The organism is Streptomyces sp. NPDC042371 (assembly GCF_056437465.1).
The window spans coordinates 226,026-246,238 of sequence record NZ_JBWKAP010000006.1 but is presented as its reverse complement, the minus strand read 5'-3'; the positions used below and the strand labels follow the sequence as shown (position 1 = coordinate 246,238).

22 protein-coding genes are annotated in these 20,213 nt (G+C 71.4%); 10 read left to right on the top strand and 12 right to left on the bottom strand.

Annotated features, from left to right (window positions below):
* Positions 1–92: 92 nt before the first annotated feature.
* Positions 93–989 carry a serine hydrolase gene (locus AC068B_RS20195; protein ID WP_478672975.1) on the bottom strand — a complete coding sequence of 299 codons (897 nt, stop codon included), beginning with the start codon at positions 987–989 and terminating at the stop codon, positions 93–95.
* Positions 986–1,954: a LysR family transcriptional regulator gene (locus AC068B_RS20190; protein ID WP_478672974.1), complete on the bottom strand. Its 969-nt coding sequence runs from the start codon at positions 1,952–1,954 to the stop codon at positions 986–988. Before AC068B_RS20190 ends, AC068B_RS20195 begins: the two co-directional genes overlap by 4 nt.
* Positions 1,955–2,039: 85 nt before the next feature.
* Between AC068B_RS20190 and AC068B_RS20185 the strand changes: the two genes are divergently transcribed.
* The 3 genes from AC068B_RS20185 (at position 2,040) to AC068B_RS20175 (ending at position 5,624) form a co-directional block, all read left to right on the top strand.
* Entirely contained in the window at positions 2,040–3,512 is a 1,473-nt protein-coding gene (locus AC068B_RS20185; RefSeq protein ID WP_478672973.1) for a peptidoglycan D,D-transpeptidase FtsI family protein, read from the top strand.
* Positions 3,513–3,661: 149 nt separating this feature from the next.
* Complete coding sequence (locus AC068B_RS20180) at positions 3,662–4,273, top strand: hypothetical protein (RefSeq protein WP_478672972.1); 612 nt, start codon at positions 3,662–3,664, stop codon at positions 4,271–4,273.
* A gap of 154 nt (positions 4,274–4,427) precedes the next feature.
* Positions 4,428–5,624: an NAD(P)-binding domain-containing protein gene (locus tag AC068B_RS20175; RefSeq protein WP_478672971.1), complete on the top strand. Its 1,197-nt coding sequence runs from the start codon at positions 4,428–4,430 to the stop codon at positions 5,622–5,624.
* Between the two features lie 28 nt (positions 5,625–5,652).
* On the opposite strand, the gene AC068B_RS20170 is transcribed toward AC068B_RS20175, so the two are convergent.
* Entirely contained in the window at positions 5,653–6,240 is a 588-nt protein-coding gene (locus AC068B_RS20170; protein WP_478672970.1) for a TetR/AcrR family transcriptional regulator, read from the bottom strand.
* A 136-nt stretch (positions 6,241–6,376) separates the two neighbouring features.
* Between AC068B_RS20170 and AC068B_RS20165 the strand changes: the two genes are divergently transcribed.
* From AC068B_RS20165 to AC068B_RS20155, 3 genes are all read left to right on the top strand, one after another.
* Positions 6,377–7,252, top strand: a complete 876-nt coding sequence (locus AC068B_RS20165; protein ID WP_478672968.1) for a class I SAM-dependent methyltransferase — start codon at positions 6,377–6,379, stop codon at positions 7,250–7,252.
* A 106-nt stretch (positions 7,253–7,358) separates the two neighbouring features.
* On the top strand, positions 7,359–7,763 hold the full coding sequence (locus AC068B_RS20160; protein ID WP_478672967.1) for a hypothetical protein: 405 nt from the start codon (positions 7,359–7,361) through the stop codon (positions 7,761–7,763).
* Between the two features lie 114 nt (positions 7,764–7,877).
* Positions 7,878–8,558 carry a DUF3105 domain-containing protein gene (locus AC068B_RS20155; protein ID WP_478672965.1) on the top strand — a complete coding sequence of 227 codons (681 nt, stop codon included), beginning with the start codon at positions 7,878–7,880 and terminating at the stop codon, positions 8,556–8,558.
* 63 nt (positions 8,559–8,621) lie between these two features.
* On the opposite strand, the gene AC068B_RS20150 is transcribed toward AC068B_RS20155, so the two are convergent.
* The 5 genes from AC068B_RS20150 to AC068B_RS20130 form a co-directional block, all read right to left on the bottom strand.
* Positions 8,622–9,923, bottom strand: a complete 1,302-nt coding sequence (locus AC068B_RS20150; protein ID WP_478672964.1) for an MDR family MFS transporter — start codon at positions 9,921–9,923, stop codon at positions 8,622–8,624.
* Positions 9,920–11,086: a PLP-dependent cysteine synthase family protein gene (locus AC068B_RS20145; RefSeq protein WP_478672963.1), complete on the bottom strand. Its 1,167-nt coding sequence runs from the start codon at positions 11,084–11,086 to the stop codon at positions 9,920–9,922. The genes AC068B_RS20150 and AC068B_RS20145 overlap by 4 nt, the downstream gene beginning before the upstream one ends.
* Positions 11,087–11,148: 62 nt before the next feature.
* The gene (locus AC068B_RS20140) at positions 11,149–11,502 is read right to left on the bottom strand and encodes a hypothetical protein (protein WP_478672962.1); all 354 of its coding nucleotides are present in this window, start codon (positions 11,500–11,502) and stop codon (positions 11,149–11,151) included.
* 104 nt (positions 11,503–11,606) lie between these two features.
* Positions 11,607–12,047 carry a hypothetical protein gene (locus AC068B_RS20135; RefSeq protein ID WP_478672961.1) on the bottom strand — a complete coding sequence of 147 codons (441 nt, stop codon included), beginning with the start codon at positions 12,045–12,047 and terminating at the stop codon, positions 11,607–11,609.
* 160 nt (positions 12,048–12,207) lie between these two features.
* A complete protein-coding gene (locus tag AC068B_RS20130; RefSeq protein WP_478672959.1) occupies positions 12,208–12,801 on the bottom strand; it encodes a TetR/AcrR family transcriptional regulator in 594 nt (197 codons plus the stop codon).
* Between the two features lie 102 nt (positions 12,802–12,903).
* Here AC068B_RS20130 and AC068B_RS20125 point away from each other — a divergent pair, with 102 nt between their 5' ends.
* Positions 12,904–13,623, top strand: a complete 720-nt coding sequence (locus AC068B_RS20125; RefSeq protein ID WP_478672958.1) for a nitroreductase — start codon at positions 12,904–12,906, stop codon at positions 13,621–13,623.
* Between the two features lie 132 nt (positions 13,624–13,755).
* Entirely contained in the window at positions 13,756–13,989 is a 234-nt protein-coding gene (locus tag AC068B_RS20120) for a hypothetical protein (protein ID WP_478672957.1), read from the top strand.
* Between the two features lie 468 nt (positions 13,990–14,457).
* Here the strand turns inward: AC068B_RS20120 and AC068B_RS20115 are convergent, their stop codons facing one another.
* From AC068B_RS20115 to AC068B_RS20105, 3 genes are read right to left on the bottom strand one after another with little or no spacing between them, the layout of a single operon-like run.
* Positions 14,458–14,688, bottom strand: coding sequence for a DUF6003 family protein (locus AC068B_RS20115; RefSeq protein WP_478673286.1), 231 nt, complete (start codon positions 14,686–14,688; stop codon positions 14,458–14,460).
* A 21-nt stretch (positions 14,689–14,709) separates the two neighbouring features.
* Entirely contained in the window at positions 14,710–15,396 is a 687-nt protein-coding gene (locus AC068B_RS20110) for a LysR substrate-binding domain-containing protein (RefSeq protein WP_478673285.1), read from the bottom strand.
* Between the two features lie 33 nt (positions 15,397–15,429).
* Positions 15,430–15,663, bottom strand: a complete 234-nt coding sequence (locus tag AC068B_RS20105; protein WP_478672956.1) for a LysR family transcriptional regulator — start codon at positions 15,661–15,663, stop codon at positions 15,430–15,432.
* 71 nt (positions 15,664–15,734) lie between these two features.
* On the opposite strand from AC068B_RS20105, the gene AC068B_RS20100 reads away from it, so the two are divergent.
* Together AC068B_RS20100 and gdhA are read left to right on the top strand one after the other, a co-directional pair.
* Positions 15,735–16,631, top strand: a complete 897-nt coding sequence (locus AC068B_RS20100; RefSeq protein ID WP_478672954.1) for a dihydrodipicolinate synthase family protein — start codon at positions 15,735–15,737, stop codon at positions 16,629–16,631.
* A 172-nt stretch (positions 16,632–16,803) separates the two neighbouring features.
* Positions 16,804–18,171 carry an NADP-specific glutamate dehydrogenase gene (gene gdhA / locus AC068B_RS20095; RefSeq protein ID WP_478672953.1) on the top strand — a complete coding sequence of 456 codons (1,368 nt, stop codon included), beginning with the start codon at positions 16,804–16,806 and terminating at the stop codon, positions 18,169–18,171.
* A 146-nt stretch (positions 18,172–18,317) separates the two neighbouring features.
* Here the strand turns inward: gdhA and htpG are convergent, their stop codons facing one another.
* On the bottom strand, positions 18,318–20,147 hold the full coding sequence (gene htpG / locus AC068B_RS20090) for a molecular chaperone HtpG (RefSeq protein WP_478672952.1): 1,830 nt from the start codon (positions 20,145–20,147) through the stop codon (positions 18,318–18,320).
* Positions 20,148–20,213 lie beyond the last annotated feature (66 nt).

Below are 20,213 nucleotides of genomic sequence, written 5' to 3'. Positions count from 1 at the left end.
GGGGGGACGGCGCGTTCTGGTGACCCGTACGGGTCCGCCCCCCCCGGGATGTTCCCCATCGGGGGCCGGGGGCTGCGGCGTCAGCCGGTCTCCTACCGCGCCGTCCCGTCCCGCGCCGGTTGCGCCCGCAGCGCGTCGACGGCGATGCGGGCGGCCGTGCCGATCACGGCGTCGGCCGCGGGCAGGATCGCCGCGGTGCCTGCGGCGCGAGTGAAGACGGCCACGGCGTAGCGCCCGCCGTCGGGGTATTCGACGACGCCCACCTCGTTGCGCAGCGTGGGCAGGCTGCCGGTCTTGCCCGCGACGTGGACGTCGTCGAAGGGGAAGCCCGACGCCATCCGGTGCGGCCAGACCTGCAGGCCGAGGAGGCGGCGGAGCGCGGCGCCGTGCTCGGGGGCGCAGGCTTCGTCACGCCAGACGGCGGCGAGCAGCCGGGTCATGTCGCGCGGGGTGCTGCGGTTGCTGCGGGCGGGGTCGAGCGCCCGCAGCCGTGCGATGACGTGGGGATCGGTCAGCGCCTGCGCGCCGCCGGGGCCCGCGTCCTCCTTCATCGTGGCGAGGAGTTCGCTGAAGGTGTGCCTGGCGTGCGTGCGGTCCAGGCCGAGCGCGGCGGTGGTGGCGTTGACGGCGTCCAGGCCGACGCGTGCCAGGAGAAGGTCGGCGGCGGTGTTGTCGCTGACGGCCATCATGAGGAAGGCGATGTCGCGCAGGGACATCCGGACGGGGTCGAGCATCGCGGAGAGCCCGGTGGGCCCGGGCGTGCGCAGGTCGGCCGGGCACTCGACCTGTTCGGTGAGGTCCAACTCCCCGGCCGCGGCCCGCTGGTGGAGGGTGAGGAGCAGGCACAGCTTGTGCACGCTGGCGGTGACGACCGGCTGGTCGGCACCGGCGTCGACCTCCGCCCCCGAGTCGATGTCGACGGCGTGCAGACGGCCCGTGACACCGGCTTCGGCGAAGGCTCCGCGCAGGAGGCCGAGAGTGTTGCTCACAGGTAGTACTCCGCTGCCGGGCGCAGATGGACGGGGCGCGAGGGCAGGTCGGTGGTCACCGCGGCAGTTTTCCACATGGCATGGGTGGTGGCGTCGGCGAAGGCGGTGACGGCGGCGTCGCTGTGCCCCTGTGGCCAGGCCACCGAGTGGCGCAGGGCCAGGGGCGCTCCCGCGAGCGGGCGCCAGACGATCTCCGGGTCGTCGCCGGCCGTCTCGGCGGAGCGGGCCTCGCGCGGCCGGAAGGCCACGGAGTTGGCGGAGCGGATGAGGCCGCGGATGAAGCTGGGGCCCTGGCCGTGCCGGATGTTGGCGGGCGTGTAGCCGTTGCGGGCGCAGGTGGTGAGCAGGTCGTCGTGCAGGGCGGGGGCGTTGGCGCGCGGGAAGAGGATCAGGTCGTGGTCGCCGAGGGAGCCGAGCGGCACCTCGTCGAAGGCGGCGGCGGGCGCGTCGCGCGGCAGCAGCACGCCCAGCTCGCGCCGGAGGACCGGACCGAGGCCCAGGCCCGTGACGTCGCAGGGGTGGTGGATGAGCCCGACGTCCAGGTCGTGCGAGGCAAACCGGGCGAGCTGCTCCGAGGTGGACAGTTCGTGCAGCTCCAGCTCCACGTCCGCGTGGCGCCGCTGGAAGTCGGCCAGGATCTCGGCGACGGTCTCGCCCGCGATGTCGGGCGGCAGTGCGGCGCGCAGCAGTCCGGCGTCGCCGTCCCTGATGCGGCGGCTGGTGGCCATCAGGGCCTCGGAGCGGGCCAGGAGCTCGCGGGCCTCGTCGAGAAGGAGCAGACCGCCCTTGGTGATCGTCACCTGGCGGCTGTTGCGCTCGAAGAGCCGGACCCCGAGCTCGCGCTCAAGCCGCTGGATGCGCTGCGACAGCGGTGGCTGGGCCGTGCCGAGGCGGGCGGCGGCACGGCCGAAATGTGACTCTTCTGCAACAGCCACAAAGCACCGGAGATGCAGTATCAGGTCCACGAGCAGCAACGATATCCCAGATGCATCATTACGCACTCCATATCCATCTTGGACATATGCAGCACGGAGCTGCTCTCCTCTGGCAATGAACAGGACATTGCGGCACATAGCCGTCTTCTGCGGGGTCCTCGTGCTGTCCTTGCTGGTGCGGGCCACGTGGGTGCAGTTCGCCCGGGGCGACAGCCTCGCCGACCACGCGAAGAACCGGCGGGTGCAGATCGACACGTTCAGCAGTCCGCGCGGCGACATCGTCGTCGGCGGGAAGGCGATCACCGGGTCCGTGGCGACGCCGGGTTCGGACCTCAAGTACAAACGCACGTTCAAGGAAGGACCGATGTACGCGCCGGTCACCGGGTACTTCTCCCAGGCCCAGGGCGCGACGTTCCTCGAAGGCGTCGAGAACGACGTGCTGAGCGGCAAGGACAGCAGGCTGCTCGGCAACCCCCTGTCCGCGCTGACCAGGGAGAAGCCGCGCCCCGGCGACGTCGTCACCACCATCGACCCCAAGGCGCAGAAGGCCGCCTACAAGGGGCTGACGGATCTCGACGCCAAGGGCGCGGTGGTCGCCCTCGATCCGCGCACCGGCAAGATCCTCGCGATGGCGAGCACCCCCTCGTACGACCCCTCCGTCTTCGCCGGTATCTCCGGGAAGGAGAGCAAGGCGTTCAAGGAGCTCGACGAGCGCAAGGACAAGCCGCTGAACAACCGGGCGACGCGCGAGACCTACCCACCCGGCTCGACGTTCAAGATCCTCACCGCGGCCGCCGCCCTGGAGCACGGCACCGTGACCGACATCGACGCCCCGTCCGGCGCCCCGGCCCCCTACCGGCTGCCGCTCAGCAGCACGGAGATCGGCAACGTCGTGCCCGACGCGCAGTGCGACAAGGTGTCGATGAAGACCGGCATGCAGTGGTCGTGCAACAACGTCTTCCTCGACGCGGCGCTGAAGACGGGCAAGGACAAGATGCGGGAGACGGCGGAGAAGTTCGGCTTCAACAAGGAGCAGTTCACGCCCGTGCGCTCGGCGGCGAGCGCCTACCCCGAGCGGCTGGACAAGCCGCAGACCGCGCTGACCGGCATGGGCCAGGGCAGCGTGACCAGCACGCCCCTGCAGATGGCCATGACCGTCGCCGGGCTCGCCAACGACGGCAAGGTGATGAAGCCGTACATGGTGGACGAGCTGCGCGGCCCCGACCTGGCGCTGATCGAGAAGGCCGAGCCCGAGGTGCTCGACCGGGCCGTCTCCGTGGACACCGCCAAGAAGGTGCAGGCCATGATGGAGCACACGGTGACCGAAGGCACGGCGGACAAGGTGCGGATGGAGGGCGTCACGGTGGGCGGCAAGCCGGGCACCGCGCAGCACGGCGCGAACGTCCGGGACGAGCGCCCGTACGCCTGGTTCGTCTCGTACGCCAAGCAGCAGGACGGCACTTCACCGGTGGCGGTCGCGGTGCTCGTCGACCCCGAGGACATGAACATCTCCCGCTCCGAGATCGCGGGCGGCCGTCTGGGGGCGCCGATCGCGAAGGCGGTCATGGAGGCGGTGCTGAAGCGCTGAGGGCGGGCCGACGGGTCCGGTCCGGTCCGCGCCAGTCCCGTCGGAACCTCAACTCCCCCTCGGGCGGGCCGTGTTCTCGACCACGGAAGGGCCGTGGCCGGGCCGCCCCGGGTGACAGTCGCGGTCTGACGCACCATGATGGGTGCGTCATGAAGACTTCGGGACCGGTGCTTCGCTCCCGGCCGCGCGGCCCGCACACGGCCGCCGCGCGCCCGGGAGCGTCGGCATGGCCGACGACGGCGGTGCGGCCGGGCGCGACGGCGCGTCAGGCGTCACGGCCCGTCGTCCTCTCCCTGGCGAGCACCCTCTTCGCCGTCGCCACGTACCACTTCGTGTTCGGCCCCATGCTCGGCCCGACACCCTCGTGGGACGCCAGGACGGCCGCTGCCGCGGTCCTGTTCCACACCGCGCTGTCACTCCGCCTCGCCCTGCCGCAGGACGGCGGCCGCACCGGGTGGAACGCCACGCAGTGGGCCTCCACCCGGTGGGCCACCCTCCGCGGCAACCGGAGCCCCGCCCCGACTCCCGCATCCCGGCCGCCGAACCCGCTCGGCGGCTCCCTGGCACGGCTGCTGCGCCTTCTCCGGGCGTTCCTCACCCGGCTGCTGCGCCCGTTCCGCACGCCGCTGCCCCTCGCACCGCCCGGCCCGGTTTCAGCGCGCCGCCCCGGGGGTCCGGCCCACGCGCCTTCGCTCCCCCTCCTCCTCGCGGACGCGGTCGTACGGCGGGGTCCCCCGGCCCACCCGCAGCTCACCGTCTGACCCGGACCGCAGCGCGTCCACCGCGCGGGCCGAGACGGACGGGAGCAGCTCCGGCCTGCCGACTCCGCACGTTCCGCTGCTGATTTCGGTGCCGCCCCGAGCCGTGTCCGTACCCCTGACACCTCGCGCGCGTGCGGCGCCAGGAGGGACCTCCATGTCCAAGACCGTCGTCGTCATCGGCGCTGGCCCGTACGGCCTGTCCGCCGCCGCACACCTGCGGGCGCGCGGCATCCCCGTGCGCGTCTTCGGTGCCCCCGTGGCGAGCTGGGCCCGGCGCATGCCCGCGGGGATGCTCCTGCGGACGCCGCCCGCCGCCACCGAGCTTGCGACCCCGCGCGAGGGCTTCACGCTCCACGACTACTGCCGCGACGCCGGGGAGCGCAGGCTCGACACCCACGACCAGGTGCCCGTCGGGCTGTTCCTCCGGTACGGAAGGTGGTTCCGGGACCGGCTGGTGCCCCGCGTCGAGGACGAGCGGGTGGCCGCGGTGGACCGGGGTCCGGACGGCTTCCGCGTCAAGCTGTCGTCGGGCGAGGTGCTCAGGGCCGGGGCCGTCGTCGTGGCCACCGGGCTCACCGGCTTCGCGCATCTGCCCGAGCCCCTCGCGGCGGCGGCGTCCGGCGGACCATCGGCGCTCGGCCTGATCTCGCACAGCTCGCAGCAGACCGATCCGAGCAGCTTCGCCGGGCGCACCGTGACCGTCGTCGGAGCCGGTCAGTCCGCGCTGGAGAGTGCCGCTCTGCTCCATGAGGCGGGCGCCGACGTACAGGTGGTGACGCGCGGTTCACGGGTCCGGTTCGACGCGCCGCCGTCTTCGGGGCCGCACTGGCGGCCCGAGACCCCGGCGGGCCGCTCCTGGGCCATGTACGGCCTCACCCGCCAGCCCGCCGCGTTCCGGCGGCTGCCCGCGGCGGCCCGGCTCCGCCTCGCCGAGCGGGCGTTGCGCCCCGGCGGGGCATGGTGGCTGAAGGAACGGTTCGAGGGCAGAGTGCCCGTCCTCGCACAGCAGCAGATCACGGCGGCGGAGACGTACGGCGGCGGGATCACCCTGCGGACGACGACGCCGGACGGACGTACCCACACCGTCGAGTCCGAGCACGTCCTGGCCGCCACGGGCTACCGCATCCAGCTCGAGGCCCTGGACTTCCTCTCCCCCGAGCTCCGCGCGGACCTGATACGCATCGGCGGATTCCCCGTCCTGGACAAGGGGTTCTCCTCCAGCGTGCCGGGGCTGTACTTCACCGGCCCTTCGGCGGTCGCGACCTACGGCCCCGCCATGCGGCTGGTCAGCGGCACCCGGTTCGCGGGGCCCCGGCTGACCAAGTCCGTGGCCGCGTGCTGCGACGAGTGAACGCGCCGCGGCACCGTGCGGTCCGCTCTCACCTCGGTACGAGCAGGGCGACGAGCCGCTCGGTCTGTGCACGGGGGTCGGGCGCACCGGCCCAGCCCCCGGTCATCAGGAGGTGGTGGACGGTGCCGACCAGGGCGAGCGCCGTCGTGGCGGTGTCGGTGCCGTCCGGCACCCGGCCGAGCCGCAGTTCGGCGTCGAGGTAGTCGGTGAGCGCGTCCTGGATCGCGCCGAAGCCGGGGGATCCCTCCGCCATCGCGTCGCGGATCTGCTGGGAGGTGGCGTTGCTGGTCACGGCGAGGCCGACGACCCTGGGGTCGAGGGAGTCCAGGAGCCCGAGCGCGACGCCGGTCAGGTTCGCCGCCACGGTGTCCTGACCCGCCCGCCCGGGGAGCCCCTTGGCGTGGGCCGCGGTGCGCGCGAGCCGGTCGAGCACGAGCTCGGCGACGAATGCGTCCACGCCCCCGAAGTGCGTGTGCAGCACCCCCTTGGCGCAGCCCGCCTCACTGGTGACGGCCCTGCTGGTGAGGGCCGCGGCGCCCTCACGGGCGACGATCCGCTCGGCGGCGTCGAACAGCCGCTCACGAAGATCGGGGATCGCGACTCCGCGCGGTGACATGACTTTCTCCTCGACATCGACAACAAGGCATCTGGGCTGACCCATTGCACGTATGGGCGCTCGCCCATACTGTTTGGGCGAGCGCCCATACTAACGGTGACGGGCGCTCCATTCGCCATGCGTCAGGGGGCACGAAGTGCAGGACGTCATCAACACCGAACAAGCGCAGGCGTGGAACGGTTACGAGGGAGAGCACTGGGCCCGCAACCAGGACCGCTGGGACGCCGTGAACGCCGGATTCAACTCCCCGCTCCTGGACGCCGCTTCGGTCGGGCCGAACGACCGCGTCCTGGACATCGGCTGCGGCGCGGGGCAGACGACCAGGCTGGCCGCGCGCCGGGCGGGCAACGGCCATGCGCTGGGCCTCGACCTGTCGGCGCCCATGCTGGCCCAGGCGCGCCGCGCCGCCCGCCGGGAAGGCCCGGACAACGTCGACTTCACGCAGGGCGATGCCCAGGTCCACCCCTTCGACCCGGGCGCGTACGACGTCGCGATCAGCCGCTACGGCGTGCTGTTCTTCGCGGATCCCGTGGCCGGGTTCGGCAACATCGCGCGTGCGCTGCGCCCCGGCGGGCGCGCGGCGTTCGTCTGCGGCGCGTACCCCGAGGACAACGAGTGGCTGCGGGCCTTCGCCGCGCTGCGCGACCTGCTCCCCATCGGCGGCTTCGGTGCGCCCGGCGGGCCGGGCATGTTCTCCCTGGCGGACGCCGACAGGACCTGCGAGGTGCTGTCGGCCGCCGGGTTCGAGGACGTCGGGGCCACGCGCGTGGAGACGTACGGGACATGGGGCAGGGACGCGGCCGACGCCGCCGGGTTCCTCCTCGGCTCCGGTCCCGGACGCCATCTAACGAGCCAGGTCACCCCCGAGGTCCGGGACCGGGCACGCGAACGGCTGACGGAGATCCTGCGCACCCACGAGGCCGACGGCGCGCTGCGGCTGCGCAGCACGGCGCTCTTGGTGACGGCGACGGTGCGGGGTCCAGGGACGGGGAGCAGCGCCGGGACGGCTTGAGCCCGCGGCACGGGGAGCGGCAGACCAGGGCAGGACCGGGATACGGCCGGGATACGGCCGGGGTACCCGAACACCCCGGCGCCGACGATCGCTACGATGCGCTGCGATGAGACAGTCGCAGTGGACCCGCGCCTCCCGGCACGCCTTGTGCCGCGCCGCGTCGGCAGCTGCGCTCGTCGCCCTCGTCACCACGCTGTTCATGTGTCTCGGCCCCATCGCGCCCGACGGCGGCCACGAAGGCGCCGGGCACGCGGCGGCCGTCGCCCTGACACTGTCCTCGGACGACCACGCGTCACCTGTGGAAGGCTCCGACTGCCCGCCCGACGAGGAGTGTTGCGCACCCTCCGCCCACGGCGTACGAGCGGTGCCCGGCCCGGCCGGACCGTCCCTGTCGGCCTTCCACCACCAAGTGCCCTACCCCCAGGCGCTGTCGGCGCCCGGCCCCGCGGTCGAGCAGCCCTCGACCCGCGGCTCTCCCGACCTCCACATGCTCCAGGTGCAGCGGACCTAGGCGGACCCCGGCAGGGCGGGCCCGCGGATGCGGCCTGCCCCGCGCACCCGGCGTCCACCGACACAGACACCGCCACCACCGCCGCGCCCCCGTGCGGCGGGGACAGGAACACCCATGGCCAAGGCCAAGTCCGGCAATCCGAAGAAGCCGAGCAAGAAGGCGGTCGCCGCCGCGCGCAAGGCCCGAGTCGAGGCGATGCAGCGCGCGGAGCAGGCCCGCGAGCGGCGCAACCGCATCATCACCGTCTCGGTGAGCACGGTGATCGTGGCCTCACTCATCGGTTTCGGCGCGTACGCCATCAACCGGGCCAACGACAAGGAGGAGCAGAACACCGCGGCCGCGAAGAAGCCCGTGCGGGGCGAGAAGACGTGGGACGCCAAGAAGCTGGGCCGCGACCACGTCGAGAAGGCGGTCGACTACCCGATGACGCCGCCGGTCGGCGGCGACCACAACCAGGCCTGGATGACGTGCGAGGCCAAGGTCTACAAGAAGGCCATACCGAACGAGAACGCCGTGCACTCCCTCGAACACGGTGCGGTCTGGGTCACGTACAACAAGAAGGCCCCCGCCGCCGACATCAAGAAGCTGAGTGACAAGGTCTCCAAGACCTCGTACAGCCTGATGAGCCCGGTCGAGCAGCAGCGGAGCCCGATCATGCTGTCGGCCTGGGGACACCAGCTGACCGTCGACAGCGCCGCCGACCCGCGGGTCGCGGAGTTCTTCAGCAAGTACGTGCAGGGCCCGCAGACTCCGGAGCCGGGCGCCGCATGCGCCGGAGGGATCGAGTCCGCGTGATCCGGGCCCGGTCGGCGCGCGGGCCGAGTGCCGCGCGCCGACCGGACCGGGGACGCCGTCAGGTCAGGCCGCTGCCGGTTCGACCTCCGGCGACGCGGGAGTCAGCCGTCCCGCGCGGTGCAGCCCGTACAGGGCCCCCGAGCAGCCGAGGCCGAGGAGGAGCAGCGCGAGCCAGGGCAGCGCCGACATCCCGGCCTCGCGCGCCGCGTCCAGGGCGACTCCCGTCAGCAGGTTGCCGAGGGTGATGCCGACACCGCAGATGGTGTTGTAGAGGCCGTAGTGGGTGGCGACCAGCCGGTCCCCCGCCAGCCGGACGATGGTGTCCATCTCGAAGGGGTACGCGATCATCGTGCCCAGCGCGAGCAGCAGCGCGGCCAGCGTCGGCGGGACGGCGGCGAGCAGCCACCGCCCGGCTCCCCCGCCCGGCACCGGCAGGGCCGTCGCCGCGATGAGCGGCACGAAGGCCAGCCCCATGCTCAACAGGCCCCAGGCCAGGGCCCGTCCCGGCGCCAGCCGCTCCTTGCACCAGGCGGTCACCCGGGTCTGCCCGAGGATGGTCGTGAGCCCGGACACCGCGAAGAGCAGCGCGACGGCGACGGTGCCGAAGTCGCCGTCACCGCCCAGGCGCCGCACCTCCAGGGGCAGTGCCAGATAGACCTGGAAGGTCAGGACGTACGAGCCGATCATGGCGGTCGAGAAGAGCAGGAAGGCACGGTTGCGGATGATGCTCCGCCACTGGGCGAGCACTCCTTCGCCGGAACCGTCGTCCGTGCCGCCCTGCGCGTCCGCTCCCCTTCGCGCGGGCAACGAGCGGATCTGTACGACACTCAGGAGCGCGAAGATCACCGCCGAGACGAGACAGGTGATCCGGAAGTCGACGCCGGTGAGCAGCATGCCCACGAGCGGGCCCAGCAGGATGCCCGCCTGGTAGAAGACGTTGAACAGCGCGAAGGCCTCGACCCGGCGCTCCCCCGCGTCGGCGGCGAGGTAGGCCCGCACCGCGGGGTTGAACAGCGCGCCCGCGAATCCGGTGGCCGCGGAGGCGACGAGCAGCGCCGGTACCGAGTCGACGAGCCCGAGGGTGGCGAATCCGATGGTGCGCAGGACGCACCCCGCGACGATCAGCGGCTTGTAGCCGAACCGGTCGGCGAGAGTGCCGCCGACGAGGAACATGCCCTGCTGGCTGAAGTTGCGTACGCCGAGGACGAGTCCGACGAGCCAGCCCGCGAGGCCGAGCGTGCCGGACAGGTGCTGGGCGAGGTACGGCATCAGCATGTAGAAGCCGAGGTTGATGGTGAACTGGTTGGCCAGGAGCAGTTGGACACTGCGGTCGTAGGAACGGAACTGCGTGAGGGTCGTCTTCACCGCGTCTCGCCTTCGGGCCGGGCTGAATGGGTGGTGTCGGCGTAGTCGGGGGCGGAGTTACCCAGGGGATCGTGGACGGTGGTGCAGCGGGTCCAGCGGGTGACCTCCTTCTCGTCGGGGCGGTCGACCACGTCGGGTTCGGAGGCCGGGGACCCGCCGAGGAGTCCGTGCCGGGCGCAGTACGCGTCGTCGTAGACGGTCTCCAGATAGCGCTGCGGGCCGTCGGGGAATACGGCGACGATGCGGGTGTCGCGCGGGAGCGTCCGGGCGAGCCAGCCCGCCACCAGTGCGACCGAGCCGACGCTCCAGCCGCCTGTCGCGTAGTGCGAGGTCGCCAACTGCCTGCAGGCCCACACCGATTCGGCCGGTGACACCCAGTGGACCTCGCTGAAGTTCTCGTACGCGACGTTGCGCGGGTAGATGCTCGATCCCAGGCCGCGCATGAGCCTGGGCCGGGCGGGCTGGCCGAAGATGGTCGAGCCGACGGTGTCCACGCCGACGAGGCGCAGCCCGGGGTAGAGCTGACGCAGGACGCGGGAGATGCCCGCCGAGTGACCGCCGGTGCCGACGCTGCACACCAGGACGTCGATGTGGCCCAGCTGCCTGGCGAGTTCGAGGGCCAGCGGGGTGTAGGCGGCGACGTTGTCGGGGTTGCCGTACTGGTCGGGGCACCACGAGCCGGGGTGCGCCGCGAGGAGTTCGGCGACGCGGTCGCGGCGGGCCTGCTGCCAGCCTCCGGCCGGGTCGGGCTCGGGCACCATGTCGACGGTCGCGCCGTGGGCGGCGAGCAGCCGGGTCATGGACGGCTCCAGGCCCGGGTCGGTGACCAGGGTGACCGGGTGCCCGTGGACCGTACCGGCCAGCGCGAGGCCGAGGCCGAGGGTGCCGCTGGTCGACTCGACGATGCGGCGCCCGGGCCGCAACTCGCCCCGCGCACGGGCGCGTTCGACCATGTGCAGCCCCGGGCGGTCCTTGATGCCACCGGGGTTGAAGCCCTCCAGCTTGGCCCAGAAGCCGCGGCCGGGCGGGGTGAGGGGGTGGGAGACGTGGAGGACGGGAGTGTTGCCGACGAGGCCGGAGAGGCCTGGGAGGGTGGGGCGGGTGGATCCGGCAGGGGCGGTATGCGTGAAGTGGGCGGAGTCGTGCGCGATCGGAGAATGCATCTCTTCGCTTCTTCGCTCTCGTTCGGGGGGGGGTGGACGCGTACGGGGATCGCGACGGGCCCCTATATGCGCCATCTGCAGAGCGAGTTGAGGGCGGCCCTGCCACCGCACGGGTCCCTGCCTCGCGCGACGCCCAGGGGTCGCGCCGCCGAGGCACGCACCGCATGCACGGCCGGTGCGGTGGTGGGCACGGGCGCGAGGAGACGTACGGACGACTGCGCGACGGAGCCGGACCCGGAACCGGGTCCTGAATCGAGCTCGTGGCAGTGATCGGGAGAAGTGGGCGCGTCGGCCACCTGGAGTGTCGACGGCGCGTGCGGCCCTTCCTGGCCGTGGTGATGTCCGCCGGAGCACATGAGCACCGCGGCGAGCAGCAGGACGTACAACAGATTGCGGACAAGGAGCCGAGGCAGCACAGATCCTCCGCGCGACAACTGCCCGGCGGCGGCACGCGTACGGGACGCGCAGCGCTGACACCTACGGCCGGGACGAGGACAGACCGGTCGGGGAACCGGTCGGTCTAGACGCGCAGGATCGTGGTGTCGGCCGCGTGCGCTATCGGCACGACGAAGTCGCGGCCCGCGACGCGCTGGGTGCCCGCAGCCACGGACACACCGTCCAGCCACGCCGAACCCAGCGGCGAGAGGCAGGGCTGGTCGACGTCGGGCCCCTGCGGGGGCTGCCCCAGGGCACACTCCTCGACGGTGTGCGACTGGGGGTGATCGTGCGGATGGCCCCCTGGCGCCTCGGCGACGGCGGGCGCTTCGGCCACATGGGCCACGCCGACCACGGGATCCGCCGCCACGACACCGCCAACGGCCTCGATGTGACGACTCGTCGCCTCGGGGCTGGCCGCATGCGCGAACACCAGCCCGAAAAGGAAGAGGCCCAGCCCCAGGACCCGCAACAGAGCCGCTGTCGAGCGGCTCCCGCGCGTACCGAAAGGAGACCAGGCCGTCATCACCCCGTGATCGTAGCCCGGCGACAAGGCGCTCGCGGCTTCCGACGTCCAACACGGCTGAAGATCGAGGGTCTTGGGTCTCGAAGTCTCGAAGGGCACCCCGTCGGGGCGGGCTCGATCGCCGCACGCGAGACGGGTCCTACGAGAGGCCACACTCCCGTCAGCCCGCGCCCGGTAGGGCCCGTTCGAGGAGGACCTCCGCCGCCGCTCGCGCGTACCGCCCGTACCCCGCGTCGTCCAGCACCATGGCGCGACTGGCCGCCCCGTCCGCGAGGGTGACCAGCTGTTCGGCGAGGGCGGCGGGTTCCCGGCAGCCCATCTCCGCCACCAGCGCGGTGACCAGCTCAACCATCCGCAGCTTCTGTTCCCGGGCGTAGGAGTGGACCGCGCTCTTCGGGTCGGGAAACTCGGCGGCGGCATCGATGAAGGGGCACCCCCGCACCGGTGCCGCGTCCACTGTGGGCTGGTCGAACAGGCGCAGGATCCGCTCCCGTGGGGGGCTGTCCTCGCGGGTCAGCACGCTTTCGAGGGTGGCGCCGGACGACGCGAGGTTCGCCAGGTGCGCGAGGACCAGATCGTTCTTGGTCCGGAAGTGCGCGTAGAGCGTCCGCTTGGACACCGGCGCCTGGTCCGCGACCTGTTCCATGCCGGTCGCGTTGATCCCCTGGGCCGCGAACAGCTGGGCGGCGGCGGCCAGGATGCGCTCCCGGCCCCCACGTCCCCGTTGCTGAGGTGCGGTCGTCGTCGTGGCCATGGCGAAAGTATACGCCTGCGTTTACTTCAGAGGGGTCGGCTCGCTACGATCACTTCCAAGTAAACGCCACCGTTTACTTCTGTCGTCGCTGAGGAGTGCGCCATGCCAAGCCGAACCCCCACCGAGCCCACCGAGCCCACCGGACCCACCACCGAACTGAGCGGCTCCGCCGAGAAGCTGATACGCGGCCGTCACGCGACCCGCGCGTTCCGCCCGGAGGCCGTGCCCGCGGACACGATGCGCGCGATCTTCTCGCTGGCGGGCGCCGCGCCGTCCAACTCCAATACGCAGCCGTGGCAGGTGGAGGTGGTGAGCGGCGCGGCGCGCGAGCGCCTGGCGACGGCTCTGCGGGCGGCCCACGCCGAGCGGCACACCTCGGTGGACCTTCCGTACTCCGAGGACATGTACGCGCAGGTGCACCGGGCGCGCCGGGCCGCGTTCGGCGCCGAGCTGTACGGAGCGCTGGGCATCGCTCCCGACGACCACGGGGCACGTGCGGCCTACGACGCGGAGAGCCTGCGCTTCTACGGCGCACCGCACGCCGCGTTCCTCTTCGTCGACGGTGACGGCGCGGCACGGCCCGCCGCCGACGTCGGCGCGTACATGCAGACCTTGCTCCTGGCGATGACCGCGTACGGCGTGGACAGCTGCCCGCAGGGACTGCTGAGCTTCTACGCCGACACCGTCCGGGACGAACTGGGCGTCACCGGAGGAAAGCTGCTCGTGGGCATCTCGTTCGGTTACGCCGACGAGAGCGCGCCAGTGAACAGGGTGACGACCGGGCGCGCCGCGCTGGACGCGACCACGGCCTTCCACGACTAGGGCCTGCCCGGCGGACCTTGTCGGTCGGCACGAGGTGGTGCCACGCGCGGGTAGGGCCCGCATCATAGGTCGGCTAGCAACATCTTCTCCGGCGGCAGCCACGACCTGGACCTGTCCAATGGCGCCACCGCGGTGTTCATCGACGCGCTGATGCTCGCCGTGTCCGATCTCGCGCCCGAGGACCGGGACTTCCGCTTCGCGGCGCTGCTGACCCGGCAGGACCAGAACGTCATGGGGCGCGGTGCCGTCGGATTCGACCTGGCGGAGTTCGACTGGGCCGCGACGGCCTCGTGCGTGCGCCACCGCGTCCTCAGTGCACTCCCGCTCTGGGACGGCTGCTTCCTCTGCGATCGGCCGCACCAGTAGTGCTTCGTCGGGTCTGGTCGTCGGGGCTGATCAGGCGGATGGCACGCGACCGCGCACCCTCGCGCCCCCGCCATTAATGATCTCTAGTCGCCGGAATCGACGCGGTGGCGCGGATGGGGCTGCTGGAGGGGGTGCGCAGTCAGCTGGTGGACGAGGCGGGCGTGGCATTCGTCGACTCCCGCGGGAGGCCGAAGGCGACGATCATGGCCAGTACCGTGGAACGTGGTGGTCTCCCTCAGCGTGGCGCGCTCGGTGACGACGTGGTGCAACCGGCCACCCTCGCGGACGGAGCGGCCGCGCCATGGTGCTGAACCAGGCGGCTTACGGCGGCCGCGCGCACGCGACGGCGCACCTGGCCCTCTCCGTGACCGCCCGCCCATCGCCACGGGGTCGAAACAATCGGACCGAGCACGAGCCCAGCCGGAATGCCGATCAGCATGCCTGCCGCGCTGTCGGCGTCGGAGCAGGTCAGACTGACAGGCGGCCGATTTCCTGTGGGTCGAGGCCGGTCAGTCGGGCGATGCGCTGTGCGGGAATCCCCGCGTTCAGGGCGCGGTGCACGAGGGCCTGCCAGTCCTGGGTCGTCTCGGGGATGAGCGTCTCGGCCTCGGCGGGCAGGATCCTGACCTGCTCCGAGGACGCGGAGGTCTCCTGGGCCTGCAACCAGCCGTGCACCGCAGGGGGTTCCGTGCGTTCCAGGGCTTCCCCCCCCGTACGACATCAACCCGCCGTACGACATGAGCCCGCCATGCGATCGACCGCCGTCGTCGCCGCGGCCACGAAGGCGGCGATCGCAGGATGGGCGCCACCGCCCGCACGGAACGCCACCTTCGAGCGGCGGAACAACGGCAGTTCCGTGAGCACCACGCCCGCGGGGCTCGGCACGGCGGCCATCTCCGGCACGCACCCGGCTCCCTGCCCGGCGGCGACCAGGGCCAGCACGGTGCGGAAGTCGTTGACCTGGTGGCGGATCCTGGGCTGGAATCCGGCGGCCTGGCAGGCGCGTACGGCCATCGCGTGACCGGTCGTGCCGTCGCGCGCGGTGATCCACGGAACCTCGGCGCAGGGCCCGAGCAATGCCGCCAGTGTCTTCCCGTGGCCGGGGTTCGCGGCCCCGCTCCCGGCTCGCGTGGCCTCGCTCCCGGCATGGGTGACCAAGTACATGGGTTCCTCGAGCAGAGGCTCCTCGTCCACGGTCGTGTCCGGCGTCGCGGGTACGAAGTCGTAGTCGTGGACCAGGGCCACGTCCAGCTCACCGGCCCGCAGACCGTCGGACACGCGCGCGGAGTCGATCTCCCGCACCATCGGCTCCAACAAGGGGTGCCTGCTCGTCAGTTCGGCCAGCGTGTGGGGAACGATGGTGTGGCCACCGGAAGGGTACGTGCCGATACGCAGTGGCCCGCCGATGCCGTCCCGCGCGCCCGCCAGCTCGGCGACCGCCTATTCGAGGCGGTTCAGCACCGCGTCGGCGTGCGCGACGAGGGAGCGGCCCGCGGGCGTCAGGATCACGCGTCTGCCGCTGCGTTCCAACAGGGGCACGCCCGCCTCCCGCTCCAGCACCCCGAGCTGCTGGGAGACGGCGGACGCGGTGAAGGTCAGTGCTTCGGCCACGGCGGCGATGGTGCCCCGCCGGTCCAGTTCGCGGAGCAGATGAAGACGACGGACATCGAGCATAAGTTCAGCTTAGGCGTGACGGCGGAAATCTGAAATGGATCTACTGAGTGGGGTGGGCCAGGGTGGGAGACATGAACCCCGAACCGACCTTCACAGGCCTGTACGTCCCCCTGATCACTCCGTTCACCGCCGATCTGCGCCTGGCCCCCGACGCGCTGGCCCGACTCGCCGACGAGGCCCTGTCGGCCGGCGCCTCCGGTCTTGTCGCTCTCGGTACGACCGCCGAGACCGCCACGTTGACCGCCGAGGAGAGAGAGACGGTGGTCCGCATCTGCTCGGCCGCCTGCCGGGCGCACGGGGCGCCGCTCATCGTCGGGGTCGGCACCAACGACACGGCCGCCGCCATCACGTCCTTGCGAGAGCTGGCGGCCGAGGGGAACGTCGCCGCGGCGCTGGTGCCCGCACCGCCCTACATCCGCCCCGGCGAAGCGGGGACCCTGGCGCACTTCACCGCGCTGGCCGAGCACGGCGGCCTCCCGCTGATCGTGTACGACATTCCGTACCGCACCGCACAGACGCTGAGCGCCGACACGATCGCCGCGCTCGGCCGCCTGCCGGGGGTCGTCGGCATCAAGCATGCGACCGGCGTGATCGACGCGACCACCATCGAATTGCTCGGCTCGCCCCTGCCCGGTTTCGCGCTGCTCGGCGGAGACGACATCGTCCTCTCGCCGCTCCTAGCGGCGGGCGCCCACGGCGGAATCATCGCGTCGGCCAATCTGCGGACGGCCGACTTCGCCGAGATGATCGCGCTGTGGCGAAGAGGCTCCGCCGCCCCCGCCCGCAGCCTCGGAGCCGAGCTGGCCCGGCTGTCCGCCGCTCTCTTCACCGAACCGAACCCGACGGTCACCAAGGGGGTCCTGTACGCCCAGAACCGCATCCCCAGCCCGGCCGTGCGCATGCCGCTACTGGCCGCCTCCACCGATTCGGTCCGCCGGGCGGCACTTCTGGCCGTGGGCCGCGCATGACACGGGGGCCGCATGTCGGCCCGGTGGCCGGGTCTCAGGTCTCGCGTCCCGGGTCTCGGGTCTCGGGTCTCGGGTCCCGGGTCTCGCATAGTGGTCACTCTCTGGACCCGGCGCCCGGTCGCTGTGTTTACATGCGCGTAATACTGTCCCGGCCGTGCCAGAAAGGGCTCCTTTGACCACGCGACCCGATACGAAGACAGCGCAGCCGGTGCTCTCGCAGCTGCTCACCGAGATCGAACACCGCAACCCGGCCCAGCCGGAGTTCAACCAGGCCGCCCGCGAGGTGCTGGAGACGCTGGCGCCGGTCATCGCGGCTCGCCCCGAGTACGCCGAGGCCGGGCTGATCGAGCGCCTGTGTGAACCGGAGCGACAGATCGTCTTCCGGGTGCCGTGGCAGGACGACCGCGGTCACGTGCGGGTCAACCGCGGCTACCGGGTGGAGTTCAACAGCGCACTCGGCCCGTACAAGGGCGGCCTGCGCTTCCACCCGTCGGTGAACCTCGGCGTCATCAAGTTCCTGGGCTTCGAGCAGATATTCAAGAACGCGCTGACGGGCCTCGGCATCGGCGGTGGCAAGGGCGGCAGCGACTTCGACCCGCGCGGCCGCAGCGACGCGGAAGTCATGCGTTTCTGCCAGTCGTTCATGACGGAGCTGTACCGGCACATCGGCGAGCACACGGACGTACCCGCGGGAGACATCGGTGTCGGCGGCCGGGAGATCGGCTACCTTTTCGGTCAGTACCGGCGCATCACCAACCGCTGGGAGGCGGGCGTCCTCACCGGCAAGGGCCGGAACTGGGGCGGCTCCCTGATCCGTCCGGAGGCGACCGGCTACGGCAATGTCCTCTTCACGGCGGCGATGCTGCGTGAGCGCGGCGAGACCCTCGAAGGCCGGACGGCGGTCGTGTCCGGCTCCGGGAACGTCGCCATCTACACCATCCAGAAGCTGGCCGCCCTGGGCGCCAACGCCGTGACGTGTTCGGACTCCTCCGGCTACGTGGTCGACGAGAAGGGCATCGACCTCGACCTCCTCAAGCAGGTCAAGGAGGTCGAGCGCGCCCGGGTCGACACCTACGCGCAACGCCGCGGCGCCTCGGCCCGCTTCGTGCCGGGCCGACGCGTCTGGGAGGTACCGGCCGACATCGCACTGCCGTCGGCCACGCAGAACGAGCTGGACGCCGATGATGCCGCCGCTCTGATCCGCGGCGGTGTGAAGGCCGTCTCGGAGGGCGCCAACATGCCCACGACCCCCGAGGCCGTGCGCCTCTTCCAGCAGGCGAGGGTCGCTTTCGGGCCCGGCAAGGCGGCCAACGCGGGCGGTGTCGCGGTCAGCGCTCTGGAGATGGCCCAGAACCACGCACGTACGTCGTGGTCGGCGGAGCGCGTCGAGGAGGAGCTGACGCGCATCATGAACGACATCCACAGCACGTGCCACGAGACCGCCGAGCGCTATGGCGCCCCCGGGGACTACGTGACGGGTGCGAACATCGCCGGGTTCGAGCGGGTGGCGGACGCGATGTCCGCCCAGGGTGTCATCTGACCCCACGCGGCGAGCAGCCCGCGTCGCGCCTGGTCGCGGGTATGGGTGGGCGAGCCGTCCGGATCGGGCCAGGCACACGATTGCCGCGCGTATATAGGTACGCGCGGCAATCGTCGTCATCGAACGTCGGGCAGCAGCCCCAGCGCTCAGATCGTCTTGCTGAGACGGTCGGCCAGCAGGGAGGCGAAGCGTGCCGGGTCGGTGAGGTCGCCGCCCTCGGCGAGCAGGGCGGTGCCGTACAGCAGCTCGGCCGTCTCGCTCAGTTCCGGGTCGTCGGGCCGCTGGTCATGTGCCGACTTGACCGCGCTGACCAGAGGGTGCTTCGGGTTCAGCTCAAGGATGCGCTTGACCGACGGGAGCTCCTGGCCCATCGCCTTGTACATCTTCTCCAGGGCCGGCGTGAGGCCGTCGGTGTCACTGACCAGGCACGCCGGGGAGCTGGTGAGCCGGGTCGTCAGGCGCACCTCCTTGACGTCGTCGAGCGTTTCGTTGAGCCAGGTCAGCACTGCCGCGTACGCGTCGGCCTCCTCCGGCGACGACTCCTCCTCGGAGGGCAGGTCCACCGCGCCGCGGGCGATGGACTGGAACTCCGTACCCACGTAGTCGCGGACCGCCTCGACCCAGATCTCGTCCACCCGGTCGGTGAGGAGCAGGACCTCGTACCCCTTGGCCCGGAACGCCTCCATGTGCGGGGAGTTCTCGATCTGGGCGCGGGTGTCGCCGGTCATGAAGTAGATCTTGTCCTGGTCCTCCGGCTTCCGGGCGAGGTAGTCGGCCAGAGTGGTGGGCTCCTCACCGGCGGTGGAGGCGAAGGAGGCGATGTCGAGGATCGCCTTGTGGTCCTCCGATCCGTCGAGGAGCCCCTCCTTGACGGCGGGCCCGAACTCGCGCCAGAACGTGCGGTACTTCTCGGCGTCCTTGTTCATCAGGTCCTTGATGGACGCCAGGATCTTCTTCGCCAGGCGGCGGCGGATGAGCTGGATGTGCCGGTCCTGCTGGAGGATCTCGCGGGAGATGTTCAGCGACAGGTCGGCGGCGTCCACGACGCCCTTGACGAAGCGCAGGTGGTCGGGCAGGAGCTCACGGCTGTCGTCCAGGATGAACACACGCTTGACGTACAGCTGGAGACCGTGGCGTGCGTCCCGCTGGTAGAGGTCGTGCGGGGCCCGCGACGGCAGGAAAAGCAGCGCCTCGTACTCGAAGGTGCCCTCGGCCCGCATCTGGATGATGTCGAGCGGGTCCGTCCAGTCATGGCTGATGTGCCGGTAGAACTCCCGGTACTCCTCCTCGCTCACCTCGGAGCGCGGGCGGGCCCAGAGCGCCTTCATCGAGTTGAGGGTGCTCTCCCCCATCCGGACGGGGAACGAGATGAAGTCCGAGTACCGCTTGACGATCTCCCGGATCTTCCCTTCGTCCGTGTAGTCGTAGAGGGCGTCCTCCTCGTCGGCGGGCCGCAGGTGCACGCGGACCGACGTGCCCTCGGGGGCGTCCTCGACGGTCTCGATCGTGTACGTGCCGTCCCCGCCCGATTCCCAGCGCACCCCCGTCGGCTCGCCCGCCTTGCGGGTGAGCAGGGTGACCTTGTCGGCGACCATGAACACGGAGTAGAAGCCGACGCCGAACTGACCGATCAGCTCCGCCGACTCCTTGTTCTCCTTGAGCCGACGCAGCGTCTCGGCCGTGCCGGACCTGGCGATGGTGCCGATCAGCCCCACGACCTCGTCGCGTGTCATGCCGATGCCGTTGTCCCGCACGGTCAGCGTGCGGGCCTCATTGTCGGCCTCGATATCGATGTGCAGGTCGTCCGTCTTGAGGCCGTCGTCCTTCAGCCCGGCCAGGCGCCGCTTGTCCAGGGCGTCAGAGGCGTTGGAGATGAGTTCGCGAAGGAAGATGTCCTTGTTCGAGTAGATCGAATGGACCATCAGATCCAGCAACTGCCGCGCCTCGGCCTGGAACTCCAGCGTCTCGGTACTCATGGCTTCCCTTCTGGGCGATTGGTCTGTGCGACGCCAACATTTTCCGACAAGGGTTTCGCGGGCTGG

Coding starts and splice junctions, on each gene's coding strand:
- AC068B_RS20185 (WP_478672973.1), top strand. CDS start 2,040: ATGAACAGGACATTGCGGCACATAGCCGTCTTCTGCGGGGTCCTCGTG.
- AC068B_RS20180 (WP_478672972.1), top strand. CDS start 3,662: ATGAAGACTTCGGGACCGGTGCTTCGCTCCCGGCCGCGCGGCCCGCAC.
- AC068B_RS20175 (WP_478672971.1), top strand. CDS start 4,428: ATGTCCAAGACCGTCGTCGTCATCGGCGCTGGCCCGTACGGCCTGTCC.
- AC068B_RS20170 (WP_478672970.1), bottom strand. CDS start 6,240: ATGTCACCGCGCGGAGTCGCGATCCCCGATCTTCGTGAGCGGCTGTTC.
- AC068B_RS20160 (WP_478672967.1), top strand. CDS start 7,359: ATGAGACAGTCGCAGTGGACCCGCGCCTCCCGGCACGCCTTGTGCCGC.
- AC068B_RS20155 (WP_478672965.1), top strand. CDS start 7,878: ATGGCCAAGGCCAAGTCCGGCAATCCGAAGAAGCCGAGCAAGAAGGCG.
- AC068B_RS20145 (WP_478672963.1), bottom strand. CDS start 11,086: ATGCATTCTCCGATCGCGCACGACTCCGCCCACTTCACGCATACCGCC.
- AC068B_RS20135 (WP_478672961.1), bottom strand. CDS start 12,047: ATGACGGCCTGGTCTCCTTTCGGTACGCGCGGGAGCCGCTCGACAGCG.
- AC068B_RS20130 (WP_478672959.1), bottom strand. CDS start 12,801: ATGGCCACGACGACGACCGCACCTCAGCAACGGGGACGTGGGGGCCGG.
- AC068B_RS20125 (WP_478672958.1), top strand. CDS start 12,904: ATGCCAAGCCGAACCCCCACCGAGCCCACCGAGCCCACCGGACCCACC.
- AC068B_RS20105 (WP_478672956.1), bottom strand. CDS start 15,663: ATGCTCGATGTCCGTCGTCTTCATCTGCTCCGCGAACTGGACCGGCGG.
- AC068B_RS20100 (WP_478672954.1), top strand. CDS start 15,735: ATGAACCCCGAACCGACCTTCACAGGCCTGTACGTCCCCCTGATCACT.
- htpG (WP_478672952.1), bottom strand. CDS start 20,147: ATGAGTACCGAGACGCTGGAGTTCCAGGCCGAGGCGCGGCAGTTGCTG.